This window comes from Bradyrhizobium sp., from assembly GCF_004799445.1.
In the GTDB taxonomy this organism is placed as follows: Bacteria; Pseudomonadota; Alphaproteobacteria; order Rhizobiales; family Xanthobacteraceae; genus Bradyrhizobium.
In genome coordinates this window covers 29,228-54,114 of the sequence record NZ_SSNA01000084.1, presented here as the reverse complement: position 1 = coordinate 54,114, position 24,887 = coordinate 29,228, and the positions used below count along the sequence as shown (strand labels likewise).

The 24,887-nt window shown below is 61.6% G+C and carries 27 protein-coding genes; 16 read left to right on the top strand and 11 right to left on the bottom strand.

All coding sequences use genetic code 11. The features are described from left to right. Positions 1-599: hypothetical protein (locus tag E8A46_RS11645; RefSeq protein WP_291560621.1), on the top strand; the 599-nt coding region annotated here is incomplete at its 5' end. Positions 600-734: 135 nt separating this feature from the next. Then, positions 735-1,724 carry a tripartite tricarboxylate transporter substrate binding protein gene (locus E8A46_RS11640; protein WP_291560619.1) on the top strand — a complete coding sequence of 330 codons (990 nt, stop codon included), beginning with the start codon at positions 735-737 and terminating at the stop codon, positions 1,722-1,724. 541 nt (positions 1,725-2,265) lie between these two features. Here the strand turns inward: E8A46_RS11640 and E8A46_RS11630 are convergent. The 5 genes from E8A46_RS11630 to E8A46_RS11610 all read right to left on the bottom strand — a co-directional run bounded on the left by E8A46_RS11630 (position 2,266) and on the right by E8A46_RS11610 (position 5,819). Then, on the bottom strand, positions 2,266-2,721 hold the full coding sequence (locus E8A46_RS11630; protein WP_291560614.1) for a YbaK/EbsC family protein: 456 nt from the start codon (positions 2,719-2,721) through the stop codon (positions 2,266-2,268). Next, a complete protein-coding gene (locus tag E8A46_RS11625) occupies positions 2,718-3,458 on the bottom strand; it encodes a haloacid dehalogenase type II (RefSeq protein ID WP_291560613.1) in 741 nt (246 codons plus the stop codon). Before E8A46_RS11625 ends, E8A46_RS11630 begins: the two co-directional genes overlap by 4 nt. A 78-nt stretch (positions 3,459-3,536) precedes the next feature. Then, positions 3,537-4,454, bottom strand: a complete 918-nt coding sequence (locus tag E8A46_RS11620; protein ID WP_291560611.1) for a hypothetical protein — start codon at positions 4,452-4,454, stop codon at positions 3,537-3,539. A 32-nt stretch (positions 4,455-4,486) separates the two neighbouring features. After that, positions 4,487-4,870 carry a hypothetical protein gene (locus E8A46_RS11615; RefSeq protein ID WP_291560610.1) on the bottom strand — a complete coding sequence of 128 codons (384 nt, stop codon included), beginning with the start codon at positions 4,868-4,870 and terminating at the stop codon, positions 4,487-4,489. 64 nt (positions 4,871-4,934) lie between these two features. Then, positions 4,935-5,819: an amidohydrolase family protein gene (locus tag E8A46_RS11610; RefSeq protein ID WP_291560608.1), complete on the bottom strand. Its 885-nt coding sequence runs from the start codon at positions 5,817-5,819 to the stop codon at positions 4,935-4,937. A gap of 104 nt (positions 5,820-5,923) precedes the next feature. Here E8A46_RS11610 and E8A46_RS11605 point away from each other — a divergent pair, with 104 nt between their 5' ends. The 4 genes from E8A46_RS11605 (at position 5,924) to E8A46_RS11590 (ending at position 8,010) form a co-directional block, all read left to right on the top strand. Further along, complete coding sequence (locus E8A46_RS11605; protein WP_291560605.1) at positions 5,924-6,400, top strand: MaoC family dehydratase; 477 nt, start codon at positions 5,924-5,926, stop codon at positions 6,398-6,400. Between the two features lie 12 nt (positions 6,401-6,412). Further along, positions 6,413-6,850: a MaoC family dehydratase gene (locus tag E8A46_RS11600; RefSeq protein ID WP_291560603.1), complete on the top strand. Its 438-nt coding sequence runs from the start codon at positions 6,413-6,415 to the stop codon at positions 6,848-6,850. Between the two features lie 239 nt (positions 6,851-7,089). Beyond that, positions 7,090-7,215, top strand: coding sequence for a type B 50S ribosomal protein L36 (gene ykgO / locus E8A46_RS11595; protein WP_002718645.1), 126 nt, complete (start codon positions 7,090-7,092; stop codon positions 7,213-7,215). Positions 7,216-7,356: 141 nt separating this feature from the next. After that, positions 7,357-8,010 (top strand): tetratricopeptide repeat protein, encoded by a 654-nt coding sequence (locus tag E8A46_RS11590; protein WP_291560601.1) that lies wholly within the window; start codon positions 7,357-7,359, stop codon positions 8,008-8,010. A 127-nt stretch (positions 8,011-8,137) separates the two neighbouring features. On the opposite strand, the gene E8A46_RS11585 is transcribed toward E8A46_RS11590, so the two are convergent. Continuing rightward, entirely contained in the window at positions 8,138-8,320 is a 183-nt protein-coding gene (locus E8A46_RS11585; protein ID WP_291560598.1) for a hypothetical protein, read from the bottom strand. A gap of 279 nt (positions 8,321-8,599) precedes the next feature. Here E8A46_RS11585 and E8A46_RS11580 point away from each other — a divergent pair, with 279 nt between their 5' ends. Next, positions 8,600-9,562, top strand: coding sequence for an alpha/beta hydrolase (locus E8A46_RS11580; protein WP_291560596.1), 963 nt, complete (start codon positions 8,600-8,602; stop codon positions 9,560-9,562). A 65-nt stretch (positions 9,563-9,627) separates the two neighbouring features. Here E8A46_RS11580 and cycA read toward each other — a convergent pair whose 3' ends face one another. Then, on the bottom strand, positions 9,628-10,020 hold the full coding sequence (gene cycA, locus E8A46_RS11575) for a cytochrome c-550 CycA (protein ID WP_291560594.1): 393 nt from the start codon (positions 10,018-10,020) through the stop codon (positions 9,628-9,630). A gap of 232 nt (positions 10,021-10,252) precedes the next feature. Between cycA and E8A46_RS11570 the strand changes: the two genes are divergently transcribed. Then, entirely contained in the window at positions 10,253-11,746 is a 1,494-nt protein-coding gene (locus tag E8A46_RS11570; RefSeq protein ID WP_291560591.1) for an FAD-linked oxidase C-terminal domain-containing protein, read from the top strand. Positions 11,747-11,865: 119 nt separating this feature from the next. Here E8A46_RS11570 and E8A46_RS11565 read toward each other — a convergent pair whose 3' ends face one another. Together E8A46_RS11565 and E8A46_RS11560 are read right to left on the bottom strand one after the other, a co-directional pair. Then, entirely contained in the window at positions 11,866-12,579 is a 714-nt protein-coding gene (locus E8A46_RS11565; RefSeq protein WP_291560589.1) for an antibiotic biosynthesis monooxygenase, read from the bottom strand. Between the two features lie 292 nt (positions 12,580-12,871). Continuing rightward, a complete protein-coding gene (locus E8A46_RS11560; RefSeq protein WP_291560586.1) occupies positions 12,872-13,210 on the bottom strand; it encodes an antibiotic biosynthesis monooxygenase family protein in 339 nt (112 codons plus the stop codon). Between the two features lie 40 nt (positions 13,211-13,250). Between E8A46_RS11560 and E8A46_RS11555 the strand changes: the two genes are divergently transcribed. The 6 genes from E8A46_RS11555 (at position 13,251) to E8A46_RS11530 (ending at position 18,985) form a co-directional block, all read left to right on the top strand. Further along, positions 13,251-13,400 carry a hypothetical protein gene (locus tag E8A46_RS11555; RefSeq protein WP_291560583.1) on the top strand — a complete coding sequence of 50 codons (150 nt, stop codon included), beginning with the start codon at positions 13,251-13,253 and terminating at the stop codon, positions 13,398-13,400. Positions 13,401-13,586: 186 nt separating this feature from the next. Next, positions 13,587-14,270: a winged helix-turn-helix domain-containing protein gene (locus E8A46_RS11550; RefSeq protein ID WP_291560581.1), complete on the top strand. Its 684-nt coding sequence runs from the start codon at positions 13,587-13,589 to the stop codon at positions 14,268-14,270. Positions 14,271-14,486: 216 nt separating this feature from the next. Further along, complete coding sequence (locus E8A46_RS11545; RefSeq protein ID WP_291560579.1) at positions 14,487-15,725, top strand: FAD-binding protein; 1,239 nt, start codon at positions 14,487-14,489, stop codon at positions 15,723-15,725. Then, positions 15,722-17,038 (top strand): glycolate oxidase subunit GlcF, encoded by a 1,317-nt coding sequence (gene glcF, locus E8A46_RS11540; protein WP_291560577.1) that lies wholly within the window; start codon positions 15,722-15,724, stop codon positions 17,036-17,038. The genes E8A46_RS11545 and glcF overlap by 4 nt, the downstream gene beginning before the upstream one ends. A gap of 77 nt (positions 17,039-17,115) precedes the next feature. Continuing rightward, positions 17,116-17,550 carry a hypothetical protein gene (locus E8A46_RS11535; RefSeq protein ID WP_291560575.1) on the top strand — a complete coding sequence of 145 codons (435 nt, stop codon included), beginning with the start codon at positions 17,116-17,118 and terminating at the stop codon, positions 17,548-17,550. A gap of 430 nt (positions 17,551-17,980) precedes the next feature. Further along, positions 17,981-18,985, top strand: coding sequence for a TorF family putative porin (locus E8A46_RS11530; RefSeq protein WP_291560573.1), 1,005 nt, complete (start codon positions 17,981-17,983; stop codon positions 18,983-18,985). Between the two features lie 144 nt (positions 18,986-19,129). On the opposite strand, the gene E8A46_RS11525 is transcribed toward E8A46_RS11530, so the two are convergent. Continuing rightward, a complete protein-coding gene (locus tag E8A46_RS11525) occupies positions 19,130-20,878 on the bottom strand; it encodes an ABC transporter ATP-binding protein/permease (RefSeq protein ID WP_291560570.1) in 1,749 nt (582 codons plus the stop codon). A gap of 309 nt (positions 20,879-21,187) precedes the next feature. On the opposite strand from E8A46_RS11525, the gene E8A46_RS11520 reads away from it, so the two are divergent. Together E8A46_RS11520 and E8A46_RS11515 are read left to right on the top strand one after the other, a co-directional pair. Beyond that, positions 21,188-22,852: an L-lactate permease gene (locus E8A46_RS11520; RefSeq protein WP_291560568.1), complete on the top strand. Its 1,665-nt coding sequence runs from the start codon at positions 21,188-21,190 to the stop codon at positions 22,850-22,852. Positions 22,853-23,008: 156 nt separating this feature from the next. After that, on the top strand, positions 23,009-23,425 hold the full coding sequence (locus E8A46_RS11515) for an META domain-containing protein (RefSeq protein ID WP_291560566.1): 417 nt from the start codon (positions 23,009-23,011) through the stop codon (positions 23,423-23,425). Positions 23,426-23,525: 100 nt separating this feature from the next. Here E8A46_RS11515 and E8A46_RS11510 read toward each other — a convergent pair whose 3' ends face one another. Then, positions 23,526-24,722, bottom strand: a complete 1,197-nt coding sequence (locus E8A46_RS11510; RefSeq protein ID WP_291560564.1) for a hypothetical protein — start codon at positions 24,720-24,722, stop codon at positions 23,526-23,528. Positions 24,723-24,887 lie beyond the last annotated feature (165 nt).

The window sequence follows — 24,887 nt, the reverse complement described above, 5'->3', positions numbered from 1 at the left end:
ACCGCTTTGGGGTCAAGAAGATCGGGATCACGGTGTTCGGCAACGAATTCAAGGAAATTACCGTTGATAATTGGGGGCTCGATGATCTCGTCGTCGAGCGCGTGCGCGCCGCCGTCGGTTCGGGCATTGCCGTGCGCAGGATCGCGTATGCCAAAGGCGCCTTCGATGGCTACGTTCCGGGAATCGGAATGTTCCAGAACCTCGACACGAAAGCGCCGGCCATCGTTCGACAGGCCGCGGCGCAGACGCAATGCGAGCGTTACGTCGTCGTGACGAGGGCCGTTAGCCAATATGTCGGAAACCAATCGATCTTTGGCCTCGGCATCGTCAACAGCGGACGCCCGATTCTGAGCAGTACCCGACTCCACGCCGTGGTGCGCATCCATGTCCACGACGGCCAAACCTTCGCTGTGCTCAAGAGTGGGACCGGGTCGCTTGGCGGAAATAATTTTCTATCGGGGCCGGTGACCAGGGATCTTGATGACTCCTGGTGGCCTGAACCGCCCGAGGCGGCCAACACGCCGGCGATGCGCGACGCGACGCGGAAACTCCTTGGCGAAGTTCTCGACAAGAGCCTGCCGGAATTTCTCGCCCGATAAGGTCATGGCAACGCGGTTTGGGCACGGTCCAAACGCGCCCCGCCCGTGTCGCCAAGCGCCTTTGCCGATCCTTTGGTTCAGGCTATAGGCTGCACCCAATGACGAAAAATAAAAATCTCCGGGGGGAAGCTGCCGATGAATCGACGTGAAGTTCTCAAGGCCGCTGCCGTGGTGCCGCTGCTGCAGGTCGCGCGCCCGACTCCCGTCGTCGCGCAAGCCGCGTGGCCGGCCCACACCATCACCATGATCGTGCCGTTTCCGGCCGGCGGCCAGGCCGATCTCGCCGCGCGGCCCGTGGCGCTGGCGCTGGAGAAGCTTCTGGGCAAGTCCGTCATCGTCGACAACCGCGCCGGCGGCGCCGGTGGAGCGATCGGCAACGCCGCGGCCGCGCGCGCCGAGCCGGATGGCCACACCTTGCTGATGACGCTGTCGTCACTGGCGGTGCTGCCGGAGGCCGACCGGCTGTTCGACCGTCCGCCGGTTTATGAAGTCTCGCAATTCGCGCCGGTGGCGCGCGTCCTCGCCGATCCCACGTTGCTCGCGGTGCCGGCCTCGGCGCCGTGGAAGACGCTGCAGGATTTCGTCGACGACGCCAAGAAGCGCCCCGGCGAAATTCCCTACGGTTCATCGGGACCCTATGGCACGCTGCATGTGGCGATGGAAATGTTTGCGGCCTCCGCCGGCATCAAATTGCTGCACATCCCGTTTCGCGGCGCCGGTCCCGCGCTCAACGCGATCCTGACCGGGACGGTGCAGGCGCTGGCGTCGGCGCCGGGCACGCTGAAGCAGCAGGTCGACGACGGCAAGATGCGCGTGCTTGCCAACTGGGGCGCAGAGCGGATCGCGAGCTTCCCCGATCTGCCGACGTTCAGGGAACTCGGCTACAAGGATGTCGAGTTCTACATCTGGGCGGGGCTGTTCGCACAAAAGGCGCTGCCGGCGCCGATCATGATGCGGCTGCGCGAGGCGATGGCGCAGGCCGTGAAAAGTCCGGAAGTCATCAAGACCTTTGAAACCGCGGGCAGCCCGGTCGCCTACATGGACGCGCCGGAATTCTCGAAATTTTTCGAAACCGACAGCGCACGCCTGGTCGCGGCGGTGAAGAAGATCGGCAAGGTGGAGTAGGGGAACTCGTCATTTTCAGGGTCCGCCTTGGAGCCATCCATCGGGTCGGGCTTTGCGCGGACCCGCTGGAAGTGCCCAGGAATGATGCAATCCGCCGAGCACGAAGCGGCTGGCCTCACATTTTGTTGTTCGGAGCGAACCTTCAGCGGCCCCATTTATTTTGAACCGTGGGCAGACCGGTTTGTCTGAATGAACATGCACGCCAATAGGAAGGATCGGATATGTCAGCGCGCCGAAATTTCCTGATTCTTGCGATATCAATTGCCTGCGGCGTCAGCTGTCAGACGCTCGCTTTTTCGCAGGAGTATCGGGGAACCATGCAACAACAGATGGCCTGCACGCCTGACGTGTTCCGGCTCTGCGGTGCACAGATTCCCGACGTCAATCGGATCGTTGCCTGCTTGCAGCAAAATACGTCGCAGCTGAGCGGGCCTTGCCGTGCGGTATTCGATTCGAGTGCAAGCTCGGATACGGGGGCACCTCAACCGAGCGCGGCCCCGCAGGGCGTGCCGAGGCGACGGGATTTCCAATAGGCTGATCCTCAGCAGACATCGACCCATTCGGCTTCGACCAGCTCGGCCATTCGCGCCGGCGCGATTCGGACGGCGCTGTGGATCGAGCCTGCCGCCGGCACCACCTCGTCGAATGCCTTCAGCGAAACGTCGCAGTACACCGGCAACGGCGCCTTCAGGCCGAACGGGCAGACGCCGCCGACTTCGTGGCCGGTGATGTCGGCGACCTCGTCAAGGCCGAGCATCTTCGGCTTGCCGCCGAAGCGCGCCTTGACCTTCTTGTTGTCCATCCGTGCGGTGCCGCTGGCGACGATCAGGATCACCTGTTCGCCGACCCTTAAACTCAGCGTCTTGGCGATCCGCGCCGGTTCGACGCCATAGGCCTCGGCGGCCAGCGCTACGGTGGCCGAACTCATCGGCGATACGATCACGGTGATATCAGGCGCGTTCTCGGCGAAAAAAGCGCGGACGGATTCAAGGCTCATGGGCGGGCGACTAGCTCGGGCAATTCTGACAAGGCATGGATGCGATAGTCCGGCGGGATCCCGAGTTCGTCCATCTGCGTGCGGATCGCCTTGAACATCGTGAGCGGCGCGACCATGTCAGTTTTGACGCAGGCCAGCGCCATCGCTTCCGGCATCACCCGCTCGATCCAGGCGACGTTTAGTCCAAAGGACTTGGCGCCACAAGCATCCCACGGGTTCGACGACACGAACAGCACTTCGGCCGGCGGCACGCCAAGCGTTGTTTCGATCAGGGTGTAGGCGTCCGGCGCAGGCTTGAAGATTTTTTGGGAGTCGATGCTGATGGTGGCATCGAGCACGCGGTCGAGACCGCTGTTGCGCACCAGCGCGTTGAGCATCCCGGCAGAGCCGTTGGAAAGAATGGCGAGCTTGCGGCCCTTCATCGCCACAAGCGCGGTCACCGCATCCGGATAAAGATCGAGGTGCAGATACTTGTCCATGATGCGCTCGAACGTCGCCGCATCGTGTTTCAGCCCGAGCACTCTGATGGCATAGGCGAGCGAGTCCCGTGTAATGACTGAGAAATCCTGATAGCGCCGCATCAGCGAGCGCAGCCAGGTATATTCGAGCTGCTTGATGCGCCAGATCTGGGTGATGAACTCGCCGTACCCGGGAAACGCCTCCTCGGTAACGGCCGCTACCGATTGAATGTCGTAGAGCGTGCCGTAGGCGTCGAATACAACGGCTTTGATCGTCATGGGATTATTCTTATGGTTACCTCAGCCCGAAGGACCCGGTCGATTCAAAGGTGGTATCCCTTTTATCTTCTAAATGGGCTACGCCTTGTTACTCGTTCTTTTTGCCTGACCTTTAATGGACCCTTTGACTTGTCCATTTACGACGATTGGCTTCCAGGCTACGGCGCCAATGCGTTTCAAATCGCCCTCAAGCTCGCTTTCCATCATAAATGGTTCAGCTTGGTAGATCACAGAGTAGAAACGCGTCCAATCCTTTGAACCCTTGTATCCGGCCGTGTCCTCGAAAATGCCGCTAGAGGCGATGCTCACATCCTTTTTATCGCGGACGAACTTGAACTCAATGGCAGCGCCGACACTCCTGATCCCGCAATCAGGTTTAAAGTTTTTTAGGACCCCGCCGATGATCGGGATACGTATGAAGTCGCCGGAAAAGCACGCCGAAAGATAGTCGTGCATAGTTGCTTGGAGTTCAGCCTCCTTTGCCGGTGCAGGACCCCTCCTGTGCACGAGCGCCGAGGTACCGCGCAGCATAGCCTCTAGCCTACCCAAGGTCCACGCTTCCTCGCTCGACATCTCTTTGCTCACGGCCATTCGCAAGCCTTGTATCAGGCGCTCGAAATACGTCAGGGCTGGGCTCTCACAGGTTTGGAGGTCCTGGTTGTTGTCAGTGTGTTGAAGACCTTGATTCAAAAACCCACGCCATGCCTCGACAAGAGAGGTGCGTGTGCCGGGCAGGTTGGCCGCCTCCAAAATCACTAAGAGGATATCATGAAGCTCTTCCAAGAACGTTGCCATCGCGGAGCGAGGAAACTCGTATCCTCCACCTTCGCCGAAACCCGAAGCGCCCCATGCTCCTCTCTCGATGTCCCAAAGGGCGCTTTTCGCGTTGCTCAGTAACTTATCCAGGGAGCCAAGCGCGTTCTTGACGACTCCAATATCCATGTGAAAACTGCCCATGATGGCGCGAAGATGATGTCGCCACGAAAGTTGATCCAAGCAACCTGAGGTCTTTGTCCTTTGCAGTGCCTTTAGCCGCGACCGGGCCGATACCGCTCCAACAACTCTTCAAAGCTCATCGTATTCGGTTCAAGGCACCGGCCGACCAGGGCTGATGTCAGCGCCCGGCACATGGGAAAGCTGGCTGATCCCAGCGCCCTGAATTCTTTCACCTCTGCAAACGCGCGGAGAACATTGCCGAGATCAAAGCCCTGCATCGCCAGATCAATCGCCGTTTCCAACATCAGCAAAATACGCTCATGGTCACTCGCATCCTGCCATTCGGAATAGGCGGCCCCGATAGGATCGCCCCACTCCGTACTTGGAGTTTCACTGCGATTTTGGCCCTTTGCTAGAACACGGACCTCGCGAGTCGAACGGTTAATCCAGACCACGGCATCTTTGGAATTGATCACGGCTGCGTTCCTCCACTGAAGGGCCACGCTGTATGGTAGCCGTGTTGACGGCACCCGGAAAGGCTCAGATTCCGAGCAGTCTGCGGGCATTGATCTTCAGCACCTTGGGCCTGATGTCGTCGCGGATCTCGAGCTTGGCAAAATCCGCCATCCAGCGATCGGGCGTGATCACCGGCCAGTCCGAGCCGAACAGCATCTTGTCCTGCAGAATGGAGTTGATGTAGCGCACCAGGATCGGCGGGAAATATTTCGGCGACCAGCCGGACAGATCGATATAGACATTCGGCTTGTGGGTCGCGACCGACAGCGCCTCTTCCTGCCAGGGGAAGGAAGGATGCGCGAGGATGATCTTCAGATCCGGGAAGTCCGCCGCGACATCGTCCATGTACATCGGGTTGGAATATTTCAGCCGCATCCCCATGCCGCCGGGCATGCCGCTTCCGACGCCGGTCTGGCCGGTGTGAAACAGCGCAATCGCGCCGCCATCGTTGATGGCTTCGTAAAGCGGATAGGCCAGCCGGTCGTTGGGATAGAAGCCCTGCATGGTCGGATGGAATTTGAAGCCCTTGACCCCGAATTCCTCGATCAGCTTCCTCGCCTCGCGAACGCCGAGCTTGCCCTTATGCGGATCGATGCTGACGAAGGGAATCAGCACATCGGAATTTTCGGCGGCGACTTCCAGCATTTCGTAGTTGTTGTAGCGGCGGAATCCGGTTTCGCGTTCGGCGTCGACCGGGAAGATCACCGCGGCGATCTTCTTGGCGCGGTAATAGGCCGCGGTCTCCGGCACGGTCGGCGGATGCTTGTTGGGCGACTTGAAATACTCGGCCATCTGCGCCTGGAAGTCGTCATAGCCGTCGTCGCCATGCATGCCGCAGGGCTCTTCGGCATGGGTGTGGATGTCAATCGCCACGACGTCTTCGATGTTGGGCAGCTTCAATTGGGACATTTTGGGTTCTCGACGCGGCTGCTCCGATTGTATAGGCTGGAAAATTGATTATACCATATAACAAATTCGCGAAACAGCGGAAAACGGAAAACGGGGAGGATGAGATGGCGCAGCCGGATGCCTTCGAGACCGACTTCTGGAAGCATGCCAATTTGCGGAAAGTCTGGGACGACATCGTTCCCGGCGAGCCGCGCAAGACCATTCCCTACACACTGACGAAAGACGCCATCGAACTTTATTGTGCCTCGGTGGGCGAAGATCATCCGCTTTATTTCGATGAGGATTATGCCAGGGCCTCGCTTTATGGCGGGCTGATCGCGCCGCCCTCGATCCACATCCTGCTGATGTTCGCCTGCACCCCGGCCGACGACTGGATGCGCAGCCCGGGCACCGTCAATGCCGGGCAATCATGGAGCTACCATATTCCGGTGCGTCCGAACGACGTCATCACGCTCGAGGCGCGCGCGCTCGACAAGTTCATCAAGCGCGAACGGTTGTTCGTGGTCCACGACAATGTCTTCTTCAACCAGCATGGCGCGGTGATCTGTTCGGGCCGCGGCTGGACCATCCGGCCGGCGTAAGGGAACGCGATCATGACGACGACGTTTGAAAGCCTGAAGTCCGGGGACAGCATCGAGGGGCCGAAATTCGCGGTCAGCCGCGAATCGATCCGTTTGTTTTGCGACGCCTCACTCGACTACAACCCGCTGCATCTCGACGACGACTACATGAAAGGCAATTTCGGCAAGACCAATTTCGGCGGCATTATCATGCACGGCATGAGCAATTTCGGGCTGATCTCGCGGATGATGACAGATTGGGCCTATCCGCGAGGGGCCGTTCACCGCCGTCTCGAGACCCGCTGGGTCAAGCCGGTCCGGCCCGGCGACACCATCCAGCCCTCCGGCATCGTGAAATCCAAGCAGGCCACCGCGAATTCGCGCTGGGTCCTGATCGACGTCCTGGTGCGTAACCAGGTGGGCGAGCAGGTCGCGGCCGGGGAAGCCATGGTCGAATTCCCGGTGCGTTGATTCGCCAGCGATTTCAATCGGGGATCCCGGGTGGGGGTGATTCCCGGCGGGTTGGGCCTGGCGGCCAAAAAAGGCCCAAAATGGCCGGTTCGGATTGACATTCGACCGATCTATGGCTTAGAGATCGCGCGTAGTCCCGGGCGGCGCGGCCGCCGGCGGGATAAAGCCTATTTTGCCATTTTCGGGTTTCCCCGAACGATCGTGCCGAACGCGGCCTTTCAAAGCATCAGGATTGTCCCATGAAGGTCCGTAACTCGCTGAAATCGTTGCGCGGTCGTCACCGCAACAACCGTCTGGTCCGCCGCAAGGGCCGGGTCTATGTGATCAACAAGGTCCAGCGTCGCTTCAAGGCGCGCCAAGGATGAACTTGCACGCGCGGAACCGGCACGGCTGAGCCGGGCTTGAATCTGGTCCCTTTCGGGCTGGATATGCGGTTTTATCGTCATCACGGGTCTTTGACGTCTTGCTGCTTTGCAAGCGGCTTTTGCTGTGTCTAGACTTTGACCATGGCTCTGGGATTCCCTGCCGCGCGCAGCTACCGGATATTTGTTCTCCTCACCGCGATGGGCGCTGTGGTGCCGATTTCGGCGCCCGCGCAGGATTTAAAGGGCGCCCCGCCGAAGCAGCAGAAAAAGCTCCCGGAGGCCCCTGGCAAACTGCCGAAGGTCGGCGCCGACAAGACACGCGGTCTGGATTTCCTGTTCGGCGCGCTGAAGGCCGCCCCCGATGAGGCCAGCGCCAAGCACGTCGAGTCCCGGATCTGGGCGCTGTGGATGCAGACTCCGAGCGACACCGCGGCGCTGCTGATGATGCGCGCCAAGACCGCCATGGACGCCCAGCAGATGGACGTCGCGCTGAAGCTGCTCGATGCCGTGATCAAGCTGCGTCCCGACTATGTCGAGGCCTGGAACCGGCGTGCGACGTTGTATTACCTGAGGAACGACTACACCCATTCGCTGCAGGATATCGAGCAGGTGCTGGTCCGCGAGCCGCGCCATTTTGGCGCGCTGGCGGGACTTGGCATGATCATGCAGGACCTCGGCGACGAAAAACGCGCGCTTGACGCGTTCCGCAAGGCGCTCGCGGTCAATCCGCATCTTGAAAAGGTGCCGGAACTGGTCAAGACCCTGACCGAGAAGGTCGAAGGCCGCGACATCTGACCACGCCGCCCTTCAACAAGGCCGACTAGAGCCTTTTCCATTTCGATTGAATCGAAACGGGGCTCTAGATTCTTGATTTGACGCGTTTTCTTGACGCGAACCGGTCTCCACTTCGCTTGAAAACGCTTTAGTGCAGAACGCTGCTGCCCTGTCCTGTCAGTCGGCCATGCGCCACCACGGCATGGAGCTGTTGCAGCTCCGCTTCCAGCTGCTCGTTGACCAGCAGCAGTGCCTTCAAGGCGCCGCGAATGTCACCGTTGCATCTGGCGACGATTTCGTCGATGGCGGCTTCATTTGATCCGGAAGTCATCGAAATCCTCCAATTTTCCCGTGAAATAACCCTCTGGTGCCCCACGGGTTGCTGTGGATTATGTGGATAGCCAGCTTGCGAAAGCTCCGAAGGCGCGAACCCTTCGGATCGCAAAAGTGCCGCTTACGCTTATAGAAAGCTGCCGATGACGGTTGTATGAAGACGGGCCTCGCGCAGGCTTCGCACGGTGGAAAACTTGCAAGGGGTTCGCCGCTCCGCGAAACCCGGCCCTAGTCAAACCGTAACTTGGTTGTGCCCAGATCGATCCGGATTCCTTCAATGATACCAGTCGTTTTAGTGACGGCGCTGGTGATGCTGGCGCTGATCACGCGGGCCGGTGTCATGGTCCTGCAACGCATCTATCCCGCGCAAGGCGAGATGGTGGAGGTTGCCGGGGCGACCCTCAACGTCGTCGATATTGGGCCGCGCGACGCGCCCGGTCCGGCCGTTCTGTTGATCCATGGCGCCAGCGCCAATCTGGAGGCGATGCGCAAGCCGCTTGGCGATAGGCTGGCCGGCAAGCACCGGGTGATCCTGATCGGCCGGCCCGGTCACGGCTGGAGTACGCGCGCGCGCCAGGGCGATTCGACGCCGGCAATCCAGGGCAGAATGATCGAGGAGGCACTGGAGAAACTGGGCGTCGGCAAGGTGATCCTGGTGGGGCATTCATGGGCCGGGGCGCTCGGCGCGCGGATGGCGCTCGACTATCCTGGGCGCGTTGCGGGCCTGGTGATGCTGGCGCCGGTGGCCTATCCATGGCCCGGTGGCGTCGGCTGGTATAACCAGGTCGTCACCACGCCCGTGGTCGGTCCGCTGCTGGCCTATACGATCACGCTGCCGCTCGGCTTCTTGCTGGCGGATTCCGGCGCCCGCAAGGCGTTCTTGCCGCAGACCGCGCCGGAAAATTTCGTCACGGACACCGCGACGCCGCTATTGCTGCGTCCGCGCGAATTCCTCGCCAACGCCCGCGATCTCGTGACGTTGAAGGCCGCGGTTGGGGAGCAGGCGCCGCGCTACCCCGAAATCAGAGTGCCGACGGTGGTTATTTCAGGTGACGCCGACACGATCGTGTCGACCGGCATCCATTCACGGCCGTTCGCAGCCGCGGTGCCGGGCACAAAACTGATCGTGTTGCCCGGCGTCGGTCACATGATCCAGAATGCCGTCCCCGACCTTGTGATCTCCGAGATCGACGCCCTGATCGGCCAAACCGCGCACGGCACGGCTGCTGCGGCGAATTAGAGGGTAAGCACGCAACGCGGAGCGAGTTGGGGCTATCTCAAGCCCCAACCCGTGCCAGCCTGCTCTTACTTGGTCTTCCCGTCCTTGTCGTATTGCGAGACATACGCCCAGAGATCGTTGATCTCTTTCTCGTTCTTGATGCCGGCAAAGGCCATCTTGGTGCCGGGAACCTTCGCCTTCGGATCCTTGATGTATTCCTTGAACTGGGCCTCGTTCCAGGTGATGCCGGAGTTCTTGTTGGCATCCGAGTAATTATAACCCTCCGCCGTGCCGGACTTGCGGCCGTCCAGTCCGTTGAGCTCCGGGCCGACCTTGTTCTTGGCGCCTTCCCCGATCGCGTGACAGGCAAGACACTTGTTGAATGACGTTTTGCCGGCTGCGGCGTCCTGCGCCAGCGCCGCCGATACGGCCGCCGACGATGCGATGATAACCAGCGCGCTTAAAGTCAATTTTTTCATTATCTGCTCTTCGTTGCTTGGGGGTTCTCCACGGCTGTTTGTTGCATAGGCCGCGCATGATCGACAAGCCACGAAATGGCTCTCGGGTTTCCACCTTCTCGCCTACGCCTTTCGGATATTGAAGGCGCGCTGATCGCCCGGTGGCCTACCCAACGCGACCCAGACGTGCTTGATTCGTCATGACAAATCGGCAAAGTCACGGGGCTTCCCGGCCCCGGCAGGAGAAATTGACGTGACCATCATGATGCCCGCGCCGGATCAGGCGGTTTTGGCTCGCCGCGACGCCATCGTCAAAGCGTTGCGCGCCATCGTGCCAGGCGAGGGCGTGATCGACAGTGCGGCCGAAATGGTGCCGTACGAGTCCGACGGCCTGATGGCCTACCGGCAGCCGCCGATGGTGGTGGTGCTTCCGGACACCACCGGGCAGGTGGCGCAAGTCCTGAAATATTGCTTCGAGGAGGGCATCAAGGTGGTGCCGCGCGGCTCCGGTACCTCGCTGTCCGGCGGCGCACTGCCGCTCGCGGACGCCGTGCTGCTGGGGCTGGGCAAATTCAAGCGTATCCGCGAGATCGATTTCGACAACCGCGTGGTCGTGACCGAGCCGGGGGTGACCAATCTCGCCATCAGCCAGGCCGTCGCCGATGCCGGCTTCTATTATGCGCCCGATCCGTCGTCGCAGATCGCCTGCTCGATCGGCGGCAATGTCGCGGAGAATTCCGGCGGCGTGCATTGCCTGAAATATGGCATGACCACCAACAATGTGCTGGGTTGCGAGATCGTGCTGATCACCGGCGAGATCGTCAGGATCGGCGGCAAGTCCGCCGAGGCCGGCGGCTACGATCTGATGGGAATCATCACCGGTTCCGAAGGCCTGCTCGGCGTCATTACCGAAATCACCGTGCGAATCCTGCAGAAGCCGGAGACCGCGCGCGCCCTGATGGTCGGCTTCGCCGAGGTCGAGGCGGCCGGCGAATGCGTGGCGCGGATTATCGGCGCCGGCATCATCCCCGGCGGCATGGAGATGATGGACAAGCCGGCGATCCATGCCGCCGAAGCATTCGTCCATGCCGGCTATCCGCTCGACGTCGAGGCACTTTTGATCATCGAACTCGACGGCCCTCGCGTCGAGGTCGACGAACTGATCAAGCGGGTCGAGACGATCGCCCAGGGCTGCGGCTCGACCACCTGCCAGATCTCCAATTCGGAAGCCGAACGCAACCTGTTCTGGGCCGGCCGCAAGGCGGCCTTTCCCGCCGTCGGGCGGATCTCGCCGGATTATCTGTGCATGGATGGCACCATCCCGCGCGGCGCGCTGCCGCAGGCGCTGGCGCGAATCCGCGAGCTGTCAAAGAAGTACGATCTGCGCTGCGCCAACGTGTTTCACGCCGGCGACGGCAATCTGCATCCGCTGATCCTCTACGACGCCAACAAGCCCGGCGAAATGGAGCGGGCGGAGGCCTTCGGCGCCGATATCCTGCGGGCCTGCGTCGAGCTTGGCGGCGTGCTGACCGGCGAACATGGCGTCGGGATTGAAAAGCGCGACCTGATGCCGGAAATGTTCAGCGAGATCGACCTCAACCAGCAGCAGCGGCTGAAATGCGCTTTCGATGCGCAAGGGTTGCTCAATCCCGGCAAGGTGTTTCCGACTCTGCACCGCTGCGCCGAACTCGGCCGCATGCACGTCCATGGCGGCAAGCTCGCATTCCCCGAACTGCCGCGGTTCTAGAGCGTTTTCCAGCGAAGTGGGCCCCGGTTCGCGCAAAGAAAACGCGTCAAAACAAAAAACTAGAGCCTCCCGTTCCGATTCAATCGGAACGGAGGTTCTAGGCTTGTCCCCGGTTGCGTTCACGCGCCCTTGCGGTGCGCGGGCTCGGGATGCCTGGTCTCCGCCCCCTTGATATCCGGATAGAATTGTGGCGCCTCGCGCCGGTCAAATCGGCCGTAGTCGCGCACGACGCGGATTTGGCGGTGCCGGAGCTGCTCGATGCCGTCGACCTTCTTCGGTGACCACGCGTTGGCCGCTTCCGGACCGATCCAGCCTACCAGCAGCGCCAGCTTTCCCGGATTGTAGATGCTGGCGAACACGTCGTGATCAATGACGGCGCCGTTCTTGAGATCGAGTCCAAGATGGGCCGGCAGCAGATCGATTTGGGCTGCAAACCCGGCGCCCTTGTCCGGCGTAATCTCGGTAAAGGTCACGATTTTTGCGGCACCGACTTCGGTTTCATCGAGGCGGCGTTCGTGAATCGGCGCCTCCCTGGGCGGATCGGTATCAGCGGTCACGTCGCCGACGCGCAGATGATAATCCTGGAATATCTCGAACCGGCCCTTGCCCTGAACGGCGTGATGCTCGCCTTCGGTGCGCCAGCGCACGACTGACTTTTCATCGCGCCAGGTGGAGTGCGACAAGACCCAGCCGGGCCGGCGCTGGCTCTCGAAGCGCTCGTTGTCGACAAAACCGTCGATGGTTTCGATGATCGGCTTCAGATGCTTGGCGAGGCCGAGATATTCGTCCTTTTTGCCCTCGGCGGGGAGTACTTCGAAGATCACGGAAAACATGGTCTCTCCTTCCAGTTTGCTTCAGTTTGGGATCGGCGCGGCATCGTTGGCGAGCAGGAAGTTGATGCTTTCCTGCCAAAGCGCCATGCGCATGGTTTCGAGATGCATCAAATGAGTACCACGGCCAATCTTGATGTCGCGCTTTACCGGCGATTGAGTGAATTGCGCAGGTCCGCGTCAAGCGGGCAAAAACAAACGAGGGCAAAAACTCGTCACGCGACCCTCGTTGCTTTGCCTCGCTTGACGTCCTGGCCGCAATATTGAACAGCCAGGCGGAGCCTTTCCGAGACGGCTAAAGCAACGAATATTGCGCCCGCTCGCGTCTGGAAAGAAGCGGAAGCGCTTCGCCGGCGATGTAGGTTTTGAAATACGCGCTTTCCTGATGCGCCTTCAAAGCCGCCTCGTCGACAAACAGCTCATAGAACAGAAACTGCGCCGGGTTTTCTCGTCCCCTGCCTATCAGGAACAGTTTCGCGCCCGGATCGTTTTGTGCCTCCGGCAGAAAGCGCCGCAGAATGTCGGCAACCCTGTCGGCTTGCCCCTCCTTGGCTTCCCACTGGGCTACCACCAGCAGGCCGCCACCAGCTGTGGCTTGGCTTACAGTCTTCGGGTTCATTGCATATTGATCCATGGTCATTGCTCCTTCGATTGGCTGTGATCGGGATTGTGAAATGGCCGAAAGATTGGCCAACATCGTCGCCGCGCCGAACGCGGCGATGGCTGTCCGTCTCGCAACCGGGCCGGTCGACCACGGTTGCGGTGTCGGGATTTTCGAATGCCGCACGATTTTTCTCCATTCGTTCGATGTCGATGACTGGTAACGCAGCTTCGCGTCGAAGGTTGAGCGGTTTCAGTTCGACCGCGGCCGAAGTATCTCGTTCAGGTTCCGGCACCGCGCAGCGCTGCCGACCCGGCCGATGCAAGCAAAGTTCGATTGACATCGAAGCGTTTGCGGGGAACGGCGTGCCAAGCCGCGCGTTGCCGCCGATCGAACAGGGAGGTCCGCGATGGTCGTACCGCAGCTGGCGGAGGTCGCCCAACTGGTGGGGGATCCCGGACGCGCCAACATTCTGGCGACATTGATGGATGGACGGACGCTCACCGCCAAGGAGTTGGCAACCGTCGCCGGCGTAACGGCCCAGACCGCAAGCTCGCACCTGGCCAAACTCGTCGAACGTGAGCTTCTGACCGTGGAAAAGCGCGGACCGCGCCGGTTCTACCGGCTGGCAACGCCGCTGGTCGCCCAGATGCTCGAAGGCATCATGAATGTGGCCGTGACGGGACCGACCAGGTTTCGGCCGCCGTCCCGGATCGACAGCGACATGCGGCGGGCGCGAACCTGCTATGATCATCTGGCCGGGGAGCTTGGCGTCGCGCTCACCGACGCGATGATCGAACGTCGGTATCTCGCGCTTGACGCCGATGCCGGGGAATTGACTGCGGCAGGATCGGACTTCCTGGTCAATGTTGGCATCGACCTCACTGCACCCGTTCGCAGCCGCCGCGCGTTCTGCCGGCCATGCCTCGACTGGAGCGAACGGCGCCCGCATCTGGCCGGCAGGGTCGGGGCGGCGATTGCCGATCTGGGCTTCGCGCGTGACTGGATTCGCAGGCGGCGTCTGGGCCGGTCGGTCGAAATTACCGAAAGCGGTGTCGTGGCATTCAGAACCTTGTTCGGTGCGCGAATTTGATTTCGGGCGCGAAATTGACTACCCGCCATTGAATCCATCCGTCCGGATGCTGCCGACCCCGACTTTGAGGGTATGCCTCGCCTGTGGCAGGGGATGCCGAGCCACCACTCCCGGTCTTGTGTCCGGCATCCACGCCTTTAGAAGGTGCCATGGATTGCGGCTGGCGGCGTAGCGCTTGGCCGAGGGCGGAACGGCGATGAAGGCTAGGCGGTTGGCGTGGACACTCTGAAAGTACGTGACGCCAGGGATGTCGAGCAGGCGGTGCGCGCGGCGATCGCCGGCGAGCAGCCGCTGGAGATCATCGGCCATGGTTCCAGGCGGCTGATCGGCCAGCCGATGGCGACCAACGCGCTGCTCGATCTGTCGGCGCTCAACGCGGTGACTTCCTATGAACCGAACGAGCTGATCATCACCGTGCAGGCGGGCGCGCCGCTCGCCGACGTCAAGTCGCTGATCGATTCGAAGAACCAGCACTTTGCCTTTGAACCGGCCGACACCAGCCTGCTGCTGGGGACGTCGGGGGAGGGGACCATCGGGGGCATGATCGGCGCCGGCCTTGCCGGGCCGCGCCGCGTTCAGGCCGGGGGCGCCCGCGACCATCTGCTCGGCGCCCACGCGGTATCCGGCTTCGGCGACAGTTTCAAGGCCGGCGGCCGGGTGGTGAAGAACGTCACCGGTTATGATCTCTGCAAGCTGCTTGCGGGGTCATGGGGCACGCTCGCGGTGATGACGGAGGTGACGCTGAAGGTCATGCCAAGGCCCGAGAGCGAGCGGACGCTGGTGCTGCGCGGACTGGATGACATTTCGGCCAACCGGGCGATGACGGCGGCATTGGGCTCGCCGTTCGATGTGTCCGGTGCCGCTCATGTCCCGAATTCGGCGCTTCGAGCCGCAGAGGGTGGCCTCGGCGATGTCGGATCTCCGCGCCAGGCGGTCACGCTGTTGCGGCTCGAGGGAATCACGGCATCGGCCAGCCACCGCGCGGCCGCGCTGGCCAAGCTGCTCGCACCGTTCGGGACGACTGAAATTCTGCAGGATGCGTCCTCGGCAGCGATCTGGAGTTCCGTTCGCGACGTCGGGCCGTTTGCGGCCAAGGGCGCGCTCGGAGCGTGGCCGGTGTGGCGGATCGTCTGCCCGCCGGCCTCCGGCGGCGCCCTTGGCCAGGCCCTGGCGCGCGATACCGGCGGCGACGTGATCTACGATTGGGGCGGCGGCCTGATCTGGGCGGCGCTGCCGCCCAAGGCCGATGCCCAGGTGGCACTGGTGCGGCCACGGGTCGAAGCCATCGGCGGCCACGCGATGCTGCTGCGCGGATCCGACGAAGTGCGGCGCAATATCGATGTGTTCCATCCGCAAAAGGCCGGCGTTGCTGCCTTGAGCGAGCGCGTTCGCCACGGCTTCGATCCGAAAAACATCCTCAATCGCGGCCGGATGATACGGGGGTCCGCGGCATGAAGACCGAATTCAGCCTCACCCAGCTCGCCGATCCCGATATCGCCGAAGCGGACAAGATCTTACGCGCGTGCGTGCACTGCGGATTTTGTACCGCGACCTGTCCGACCTACGTGCTGCTCGGCGACGAGCTCGATAGCCCGCGCGGCAGGATCTATCTCATCAAGGAGATGCTGGAAAAGGATCGGCCGCCTACCGCGGAAGTGGTCAAGCACATCGACCGCTGTCTCTCATGCCTCGCCTGCATGACCACCTGCCCGTCGGGCGTGAACTACATGCATTTGGTCGATCAGGCGCGGGTGAGGATCGAACGGGACTATACGAGGCCGCTGACCGAGCGGTTGTTGCGTGCGACGCTCGCTTTGGTGCTGCCGCAACCCGTTTTATTTCGCGCCGGCATGATCCTGGCGCGGCTTGGCCGACCGCTGATCGGCTTGCTGCCGGCCCCCAAGGCGGCATCGGGCACGCCGACCTTGCTGCGGCGGATCGGGGCGATGCTGGCGCTTGCGCCGCGCAGCCTGCCGGCGCCGGGACCCGCCGGCGGCAGCGTGTTCCCGGCCATCGGCGAAAAGCGCGGACGGGTCGCCTTGCTGCAAGGTTGCGCCCAACAGGTGCTGGCGCCGCGCATCAATCAGGCGGCGATCAACCTGCTGACGCGTCACGGTATCGAGGTCGTGCTGGTCAAGGATGAGCAATGTTGCGGTGCGCTGACCCATCATCTCGGCCGCGAGGCCGCCGCGCTGGCGTTGGCCCGCGCCAACATTGCCGCCTGGCTCGCGGAGGCTGAGCGTGGTGGCCTCGACGCCATCCTGATCACGACGTCGGGCTGCGGCACCGTGATCAAGGATTATGGTTTCATGCTGCGCGAGGACCGGGATTTCGCTGCCGCCGCCGCCAAGGTTTCGGCGCTGGCCAAGGACATCACCGAGTATGTCAGCGGCCTCGATCTGCAGCCGGCGCAGCAACACAGCGACATCGTCGTCGCCTATCACTCGGCCTGTTCGCTGCAGCACGGACAGAAAATCACACAAGCCCCGAAAGAATTGCTTTCCAAGAACGGATTCGTGGTGAAAGATGTACCCGAGAGCCATTTGTGCTGCGGTTCGGCGGGGACGTACAACATTCTCCAGCCTGACATTGCGAACAAATTGCGTGACCGGAAGGTCGCCAATATTGCGATGGTCAAGCCGGACATGATTGCTGCGGGCAATATTGGATGCATGGTGCAGATTGCCGGCGGTACGTCAGTTCCTGTGGTGCACACGATTGAGCTTCTCGATTGGGCGACAGGCGGTCCCCGGCCAGGGTTGAACTGATCGATTGGCCTGACGCGAAAAAGCGGACGACTTGAAGCGCTCGATAGACACGGCTCAGCGGCAACAGGAGGACCACGATGGCTAAAGGCAAAAAGAAAAAGGGCAAGAAAGCGAAGAAGGGCAAAAAGCTTCTGACGGCGAAGAAAAAATCCGCCAAGAAGTCTGCGAAGAAATCCGCCAAGAAATCGGTAAAGAAATCGGCCAAAAAATCGGCCAAGAAGGCCAAGAAGTCGGCGAAGAAAGCGGCCAAGAAGTCCAAGGCGGTGGCCCCGAAAAAGTCGGCCAAGAAGGCCAGCGCCAAGAAGCGCCCGGCGAAAAAGGCAGCTCCAGCAAAGCCAGCCGCGCCCAAACCGGCGCCGCCGCCCGCGGCAGCGCCGGCACCCGCGCCGGCTGCATCGCCACCGAGTTGGGCCACGCCAAGTCCGGCTGCGCCAAGTCACGCTCCTTCAAGTCCCGCGCCGTCATGGGGGCATCCGTCGAGCTCGTCTTCCGGCGGTGACGACAGCCAATAGCAAGTCGCGTCCGGTCTGATCCGGTCACATTGGAAGGCCGCAGCGCTCCTCGCTGCGGCCTTTTTTTGGGGAGCTCCCCTTGGGGTGAATCGAGGGAAAGGTGCGGGGAGCGAACGACCGCTGATTCGCTCTTGTCGGTCGCCGACCGGGCCCTCAGGGGATCCTCCGCAAGAGCAGCCCCGAAAAGTTGCCGCGCCGATTCGAAACTCCGCAAAAGTTGTTGTTGGATTGCAACAGTTGCGGGACAAAGCTTCTGGTGACTGCAATAACGCCTAAAACGTATGCAGATGATCATCTTTTTTGCTTCCCGCAACCGGCAACCCGTACCAGATTGCCTCTCGGATTGATGAATTTGGTCCCAGTCGGCTGCCGCCCTGTCTTTCGGGGGGCCAGACCCGGACGGACCTTTGAAAATGCGTTGGGGATCCTGATGAAGAAGATGGTGCTGGTTGCTGCGGTGTTGGCAATGTCGGGTTCGGCTTTTGCGGCGGACATGCCCCTTAAGGCTGTCAAAGCACCACCCCCGGCGCCGTTCGATCCCTGGGATATCGCGTTCGGCAGCGCCGTCATGAGCGACTACATCTTCCGCGGAGTCACCCAGTCCAATCACAACCCTTCGGTCGCGGCCTATTTCGAGCCGCGCTACAATGTGACCAAGGACCTGCAGCTGTATATCGGCACCTCTGTCGAGAGCATTTCCTTCGCGAACCGTGCTGCCGCTGAAGTCGATGTCTACGGCGGTATTCGACCGACCTTCGGTGCTTTCGCGTTCGATTTCGGTGTCTGGGGTTACCTCTATCCGGGCGGCAATTGCGCCGACAACTTCCTCACGGGCGGCTTTCCCGGCGGCAATGTTTGCCCGGTCAGCACGAGCACGATCTTCCTTGCCAACGGCAACGTGATGAAGAAGGACGTGAGCTTCGTCGAAGTCTACGGCAAGGCTAACTACACCATCAACGACAACTGGCAGTTCGGCGTCAACGAATACTACTCGCCGAATTTCCTGAACTCCGGCGCCTGGGGCGATTACGCGTCGATTACCGGCAAGTACACCGCGCCGAGCACCACCTTCGGCACCAGCGGCGTCGGCATGTATGTGTCCGCCGAGGTCGGCCGGCAGTGGCTCGGTACATCGGATGCATTTTACGGCGTCGTCAGCGCCTTGGGTAACTTCGCGAGAGGCATCCCCTACGCCAGCTATGACACCTGGAACATCGGCATCGGCTTCACCTACAAGGTGTTCACGCTCGATCTTCGCTATTCCGACTCCGACCTGTCGAAGGGTAACTGCAACGCCTTCACCAGTGCCTTCAACGCTTCCGGAACGACCAACGTCACATCGATCAATCCAGCCGGCGCAGGTTCCAACTGGTGCGGTGCGGCCGGTATCGTCAAGCTCTCGGCTGACCTGACCGCGATGACCAATCTGAAGTAATCGTTCTCTTGAGACTGCGGAAAGGGCGGCAGCACAATCTGCCGCCCTTTTGTTTTTCGGCGAACCGGATGCCTTGACTGGCGAGGTGTTCCGGCTGCCCAACGCGCGACGGCTGCCGCCGCGGTCGGATTGGCCTGTAAGCCGTTATGACGGCTTGCCGCCTTTATCCTGGTCCTGCAGCTCAAACCGATCGCCAGCATCGGCCAGCACGACGTTGCGCTGGTGGAAGGCCTCAAGCGTGCTCCGGTGGCCGATCGAGACCACTGTCGTTGCCGGCAACTTCTCCGCCAGCAGACGATACAGCGCCGCTTCGGAGGCCTCATCGAGCGACGCGGTCGCTTCGTCCAGGAACAGATATTGCGGCGCGTGCAACAGCGCGCGTGCCAGCCCAAGACGCTGCTGTTCGCCAAGCGAGAGCATTCGGTTCCAATGCGCTTCCTCCTCTAACCGCGATACGAGCTTGGGCAGACCCACGGCGATGAGAGCATTCCCCACCTGTTCGGGGGTGTATGCGTTGGTTTCGGCAGGATAGACGATCGCAGCCAGCAGCAAACCGACCGGAAAATACGGCCGCTGCGGCAGCATCATCAGCGTGGCCTTGGCCGGGATCGCGATCGTGCCGGTTCCGAACGGCCAGACGCCGGCGATGGCGCGGAACAAGGTCGACTTGCCGGCGCCGGACGGACCGGTGACCAGGGTGCGCTCATGGCTGTGGATGCTGAAGCCATCGGCTGAAACCAGCGGGGTTCCGCTGGGCAGCCGGACCAGAAGCTGCCGCAGCTCGATATTGTCGCTGCCGGTGGAAGCCACGACGTCGATCGAACCGGCGCCGGTCGTCAGCGCGGTGGCGCCGGCGATTGCCGCCTCGAATCCGTCGAGACGCGCGATGACCGCGCGCCACTCGGCCAGCGCGCGATAGATCGAAACGAAGAATGACAGCGATTGTTGTACGGTGGAAAACGCAGATGCGGTCTGCATCATGCCGCCGAGCTGGATCTTGTCGGCAAAATAGGCCGGCGCGACCAGAATATAGGGGAAGACCACCGCGGCCTGGGTGTAGCTCGAGGTAAATGCGGTTAGCCGTTTGGTCCGGCTCATGATCGCGTACCAGTTCTGGACGACGCGGCCAAAGCGCTCCGACAGCCGCCCCCGTTCGGCGCTCTCGCCCCGCAGCAGCGCGATCTGCTCGGAGTTCTCGCGCACCCGCACGAGGTTGAAGCGGAAGTCGGCTTCGTAGCGCTGCTGTTGAAAATCAAGCTGCACCAGGGGCGAGCCGATCCAGTGCGTCAGCCCGGTTCCGAACACGGCGTAGATCAGCGCCCCCCATACCAGATAGCCGGGGATGTCGAACTCGTTGCCGAAAATCGTCAATGGCGCCTCAGCCGACAGGCCCCACAGGATGACCACGAAGGACGCCAGCGTCACCGCCGCGCTCAAAAGGCCGACGCAGATATTCAGCGTTTGATCGACGAACATTTTCACGTCGTCGGTGATGCGCTGGTCCGGATTGTCGGCCGCATCGCCCTGAAGCTGCATGCGATAGTGGTTGGCGTCGTGCAGCCATTCGCCCAAATAGCGGCTGGTCAGCCAGCGCCGCCAGCGAATCTGAAGCCACTGATTGAGATAGAGCTGATAGACGGCAAGCGCGATGTAGCACGTGGCCAGGATGCAGAAGATGCCGATTTCCCTGACGAAGCCGTCCCAGTTCTTCTCCTGCAGCGCGGTATAAAAGCGGTTGTTCCACTGGTTCAGGAGAACGTTGATCCCGACCACGGTCAGCTCGATGGCAATCACCGACGCCAGCAGCAGGCGGCCTGCGAATTTGTCTTCCGACCGGAAATAGGGAGCAGCGATCCGCCATACGGTCGCGGGCGTCAAGCGGATGTTGTTCACAGATTGCGGTCTCCGGGACGATGGCGGCAAGGCCTGAAAAGCGGGGGAATCCGGCGGGCCTAGACTAAAGTCGTAATTGCTGCGGTCTGCGTTCGCTTGTCCCGGCCTCGAAGTCAACTCTAGCATGCCGGTAATGGTGAGGGGCAGGGGGCCTTTGCACGTCGCGTGTTTGTGAGCGGGTTTGGCACGGCCAAATTCGCCTTCGATTTCGCGCTTTGCTTTGCTAAAGACACCCCCGGCAATCGCGCCAGGCGCACCGACCGTTCACGCGGGTCTGGGCGCCGAATAAGCGCGTGGGGAGGAATCGTAATGTGGAATCAAGTCTACAATCCATTTAACAACACGGTGCTTTCGACCATCGCCGCGGCGATACCCGTCGTCACGCTGCTGGTTTTGATCGCAAGCGGCAAGGTCAAGGCGCATATCGCCGCCATCATTGCGCTGATTGCCGCCAATCTGATTGCGATTTTCATCTTCACGATGCCCGCAGGCATGTCGATTCGCGCGACGCTGCTCGGGGTGGTGGCCGGGTTCTTCCCGATCGGCTGGATCGTCTTGAACGTCATCTTCCTCTACCGCATCACGGTCGCAACCGGCCGTTTCGACCTGTTGCAGCGTGCCGTCGGTGGTGTGACCGAAGACCGTCGCCTGCAATTGCTGCTGATCGCGTTTTCGTTCGGGGCCTTCTTCGAAGGCGCGTCGGGCTTCGGCACGCCGGTTGCCGTGACCGGTGCGGTCCTGATCGGCCTCGGTTTCTCGCCGCTCGCCGCCTCCGGCCTGTCGCTGATCGCCAATACCGCGCCGGTTGCCTACGGCGCGCTCGGTACCCCGATTCAGGGTCTCGCTTCGGTGACCGGTCTCGATCCCTATATTCTCGGCGCGATGGTCGGGCGGCAGTTGCCGGTGTTTTCGCTGATCGTGCCGTTCTGGGTGGTATGGGCGTTCGCCGGCTGGAAGGGCATGAAGGACGTCTGGCCGGCGGTGCTGGTCACCGGGTTGTCGTTCGCGATTCCGCAGTTCGTGATCTCCAACTATATCAACCCCTGGATCGTCGATATCGGCGCCTCGCTGATTTCGATGGGCTGCCTGATCCTGTTCCTCAAGGTTTGGCAGCCGAAGCAGCTTTGGCTGTCGCCGGCGCTGCGTGGCAATGACGAATCCGCCGCGACGATGGCGCCCGCCAAGCCGATGGACAAGACGCCGCTGACCCAGGCACAGCTTTGGAGTGCCCTGCTGCCGTGGATCATCGTCTGCATCGTGATGCTGATTTGGGGCAGCGGCTGGTTCAAGACCTGGGCCAACTCGATCTTCACCTGGAATTACCCCGTTCCCGATCTGCACAACATGATCAACAAGGTGCCGCCGGTGGCGGCGAAGCCGACGCCGGAGGGTGCGGTATTCGGGTTCACCTACCTGTCGTTCACCGGAACGGGTATGCTGATCGCGGCGATTATCTCCAGTGTCCTGATGGGATTCTCGCCGGCCAAGATGGTCGCGGAGTATGGCCGCACCATCAAACTGTGCGCGATTTCGCTGATCACGATCTCGGCGATGCTGGCGATCGGCACGCTGACGCGCCTGTCCGGCGTTGATGCAACGCTTGGTCTGGCGTTTGCGGCGACCGGCGTGCTCTATCCGTTCTTCGGCACGCTGCTCGGCTGGTTGGGCGTGGCGCTGACCGGATCGGATACCGCGTCGAACATTCTGTTCGGCAATCTGCAGAAGATCACCTCGGAGCAACTGGGCCTGTCGTCGGTCCTGATGGGGGCGGCGAACTCATCCGGCGGCGTCATGGGCAAGATGATCGACGCGCAGTCGATCGTTGTCGCCTCCACCGCCACCAACTGGTACGGACACGAAGGCACGATTCTGCGCTTCGTGTTCAAACACTCGATCGCGCTGGCATGTCTGGTAGGCCTGTTTGTCATGCTGCAGGCCTATGTCTATCCGTTCACGGCCATGGTGTTGAAGTAGGACACCGGCCTGATCTCGTCGATAAAATCCCCGCGTCCCGCGACGCGGGGATTTTTTTGCGAGGCGAAATTTGTATGACCGCCAATCTGGTCAATGCCGCGTTCGGCCATTACAACGGCGCGCGGCCGGGAATATCCGGATAGTTCGGGGAACTTGATGTTTTCAGCGACAGGTTTTTTGAGGCAAGCCGCGGCTGCTGCAGCACTGGCAGCGGTGGCCTTCGCGGCGATTCCGGCCTGCGCCGATGACGGATTTCCGTTCGGCTTCGAGATGACGCTGGAGGCGGCACCTCAAGGCGGATCGAAGCGGATTCCGACGCTCGAGATCGGCGACAACGGCGAGGCGAGGCTCGAATTGTGGTGCAAGGCCGGCAAGGGCCAGTTTTCGGTCGCGGGCAATACCGTGATTTTTGTTCCCGGTCCGCTACAGGGCCGCGACTGCCCGCCGGCGCGGGCGCAGGCTGACGATGAACTGGTCGCGGCGCTGAGCGAGGCCGCAACCTGGAAGCGGCGGGGCGATCTGGTGTCGTTCATCGGAGCCAGGCCGCTGCGTTTCCGAATCAACACCAACTGAAGTTTCGGGCCGGACCGATCGGGCATGGCCCAACCGGAAAGCCACTTTTTTCCGGATCACTCGATCGGATTTTGCGATCGTACGGCGCGGGATCAATCGGCTATTTCCAGGCCGACTTGTCGGCGTCCCAGCGTTGTCCCCTGAATTCCCTAGCCAGCGCATCGACGGAGCCATTGTCGTCCCGTTGATCGCCTTCCTCGTCGCCGCTGGTATCGTTGGCCAGATTGAGTTTTGGGCCCGCAGCCTCGTCCGTGGTTGAAACCACCGGATTGCCGATCCACAGCATCACCCGGTCGGACGCGCCGGGCTTGTCCGGCGCCACCAGCGCGGTCACTTCAATTATCTCGGTGAGGTCGAGCGCGGGGAACGACCGGCTCGGCCGCTTGAACGTTAGTTTCAGCTTTCCGGTGCTGGTGCTCCATGCCGCGGCCGCCGGCTTTGCCGAGAGCGTTACGGCCAGAACGCTGGAGACCTTCGCCGTGAGCTTGTCCTTGTTGAGCCGATCGCCGTCGCGCCATTCGGCGGCCGGAAAACGGACGGTGCGCTCCATCTCGACCACTCCGGTGGTCCAGCCGGCGGCCGCCACCCCCGGCGACGACTTGAATTTCTCGATCAGCGCGGCGGCGCGATCCGGATCGGCGCTGAGGCTGATGGTCTGTTCGCCGGCCCGCAGCGCATCGCAGGTAACGGCGAGGCTGCTCAGGGAAACCTCGACATCCTGTCCCTTCAGGCCCTTCAGGAAATCCGAAGCCGCATCGAGCTTTACCCTCACGCCGATCGATTCCGGAGACACTTCGGTAAAATCCTTTGGCGCTGCGGTGATGCCGTCATCGGTGGTCTGATTGTCCTGAAATTCCTTCTCGCTGATGTCGGAATTGTCGCTCGAATTGACCTCGGTCACGGCCTGGCCGATGCTGATCTGGCCCTTGAACTCGAAGCCGTCGCCCGACGGCTTGCGCACAAGCTTCACCGTGACCGGCAATTTGCCGCCGACGCTCTGCGTGGTGCCGGTCATGGTTTGGCCGTTGACGGCAAGGTTGACGACGAAGCGATCCTTGCGATCGGAGCCCTTTGCCACGGGATAGCAGACGTCGAGCACCGCCGCGGTGACGGTCTTGCCCTGCCGGGTTTCCTTGAGGATGACGTCGGCGTTGTTGTCCATCAATCCATCGATGGCGGTAAAGTATCGGGTTTCGTTCGCGCCAGGCGCGGCTTTCGGTGAGAGCTTCATCTGGCCGTAGGCCAGACCGGTCGAGGCCGTCATCAGTCCGACCAGACAGAACAAAAGGGCGCGCATATGAGTTTTTCCGGGGAAGGATGGAATCGGGCTTCAGGGTAGAGCTATATTGGCCACGGGTGAATCGGAACCTGGTCATTCCTAGCAAAAGCTCTGCACAAATCGCCAAAAAAGAAGGCCGCCCGGAGGCGGCCTTCGTCGATTGATTGGGCGGATGAAGGGATA

Bases quoted from the DNA above. Each gene is read 5' to 3' on its own strand.
- E8A46_RS11585 (WP_291560598.1), bottom strand. From the start codon at position 8,320: ATGACTTCCGGATCAAATGAAGCCGCCATCGACGAAATCGTCGCCAGA.
- E8A46_RS11625 (WP_291560613.1), bottom strand. From the start codon at position 3,458: ATGACGATCAAAGCCGTTGTATTCGACGCCTACGGCACGCTCTACGAC.
- E8A46_RS11580 (WP_291560596.1), top strand. From the start codon at position 8,600: ATGATACCAGTCGTTTTAGTGACGGCGCTGGTGATGCTGGCGCTGATC.
- E8A46_RS11530 (WP_291560573.1), top strand. From the start codon at position 17,981: ATGAAGAAGATGGTGCTGGTTGCTGCGGTGTTGGCAATGTCGGGTTCG.
- E8A46_RS11535 (WP_291560575.1), top strand. From the start codon at position 17,116: ATGGCTAAAGGCAAAAAGAAAAAGGGCAAGAAAGCGAAGAAGGGCAAA.
- E8A46_RS11630 (WP_291560614.1), bottom strand. From the start codon at position 2,721: ATGAGCCTTGAATCCGTCCGCGCTTTTTTCGCCGAGAACGCGCCTGAT.
- E8A46_RS11560 (WP_291560586.1), bottom strand. From the start codon at position 13,210: ATGGATCAATATGCAATGAACCCGAAGACTGTAAGCCAAGCCACAGCT.
- E8A46_RS11640 (WP_291560619.1), top strand. From the start codon at position 735: ATGAATCGACGTGAAGTTCTCAAGGCCGCTGCCGTGGTGCCGCTGCTG.
- E8A46_RS11590 (WP_291560601.1), top strand. From the start codon at position 7,357: ATGGCTCTGGGATTCCCTGCCGCGCGCAGCTACCGGATATTTGTTCTC.
- E8A46_RS11565 (WP_291560589.1), bottom strand. From the start codon at position 12,579: ATGTTTTCCGTGATCTTCGAAGTACTCCCCGCCGAGGGCAAAAAGGAC.
- E8A46_RS11515 (WP_291560566.1), top strand. From the start codon at position 23,009: ATGTTTTCAGCGACAGGTTTTTTGAGGCAAGCCGCGGCTGCTGCAGCA.
- ykgO (WP_002718645.1), top strand. From the start codon at position 7,090: ATGAAGGTCCGTAACTCGCTGAAATCGTTGCGCGGTCGTCACCGCAAC.
- E8A46_RS11600 (WP_291560603.1), top strand. From the start codon at position 6,413: ATGACGACGACGTTTGAAAGCCTGAAGTCCGGGGACAGCATCGAGGGG.
- cycA (WP_291560594.1), bottom strand. From the start codon at position 10,020: ATGAAAAAATTGACTTTAAGCGCGCTGGTTATCATCGCATCGTCGGCG.
- E8A46_RS11555 (WP_291560583.1), top strand. From the start codon at position 13,251: ATGGCCGAAAGATTGGCCAACATCGTCGCCGCGCCGAACGCGGCGATG.
- E8A46_RS11550 (WP_291560581.1), top strand. From the start codon at position 13,587: ATGGTCGTACCGCAGCTGGCGGAGGTCGCCCAACTGGTGGGGGATCCC.
- E8A46_RS11510 (WP_291560564.1), bottom strand. From the start codon at position 24,722: ATGCGCGCCCTTTTGTTCTGTCTGGTCGGACTGATGACGGCCTCGACC.
- E8A46_RS11605 (WP_291560605.1), top strand. From the start codon at position 5,924: ATGGCGCAGCCGGATGCCTTCGAGACCGACTTCTGGAAGCATGCCAAT.
- E8A46_RS11610 (WP_291560608.1), bottom strand. From the start codon at position 5,819: ATGTCCCAATTGAAGCTGCCCAACATCGAAGACGTCGTGGCGATTGAC.
- glcF (WP_291560577.1), top strand. From the start codon at position 15,722: ATGAAGACCGAATTCAGCCTCACCCAGCTCGCCGATCCCGATATCGCC.
- E8A46_RS11520 (WP_291560568.1), top strand. From the start codon at position 21,188: ATGTGGAATCAAGTCTACAATCCATTTAACAACACGGTGCTTTCGACC.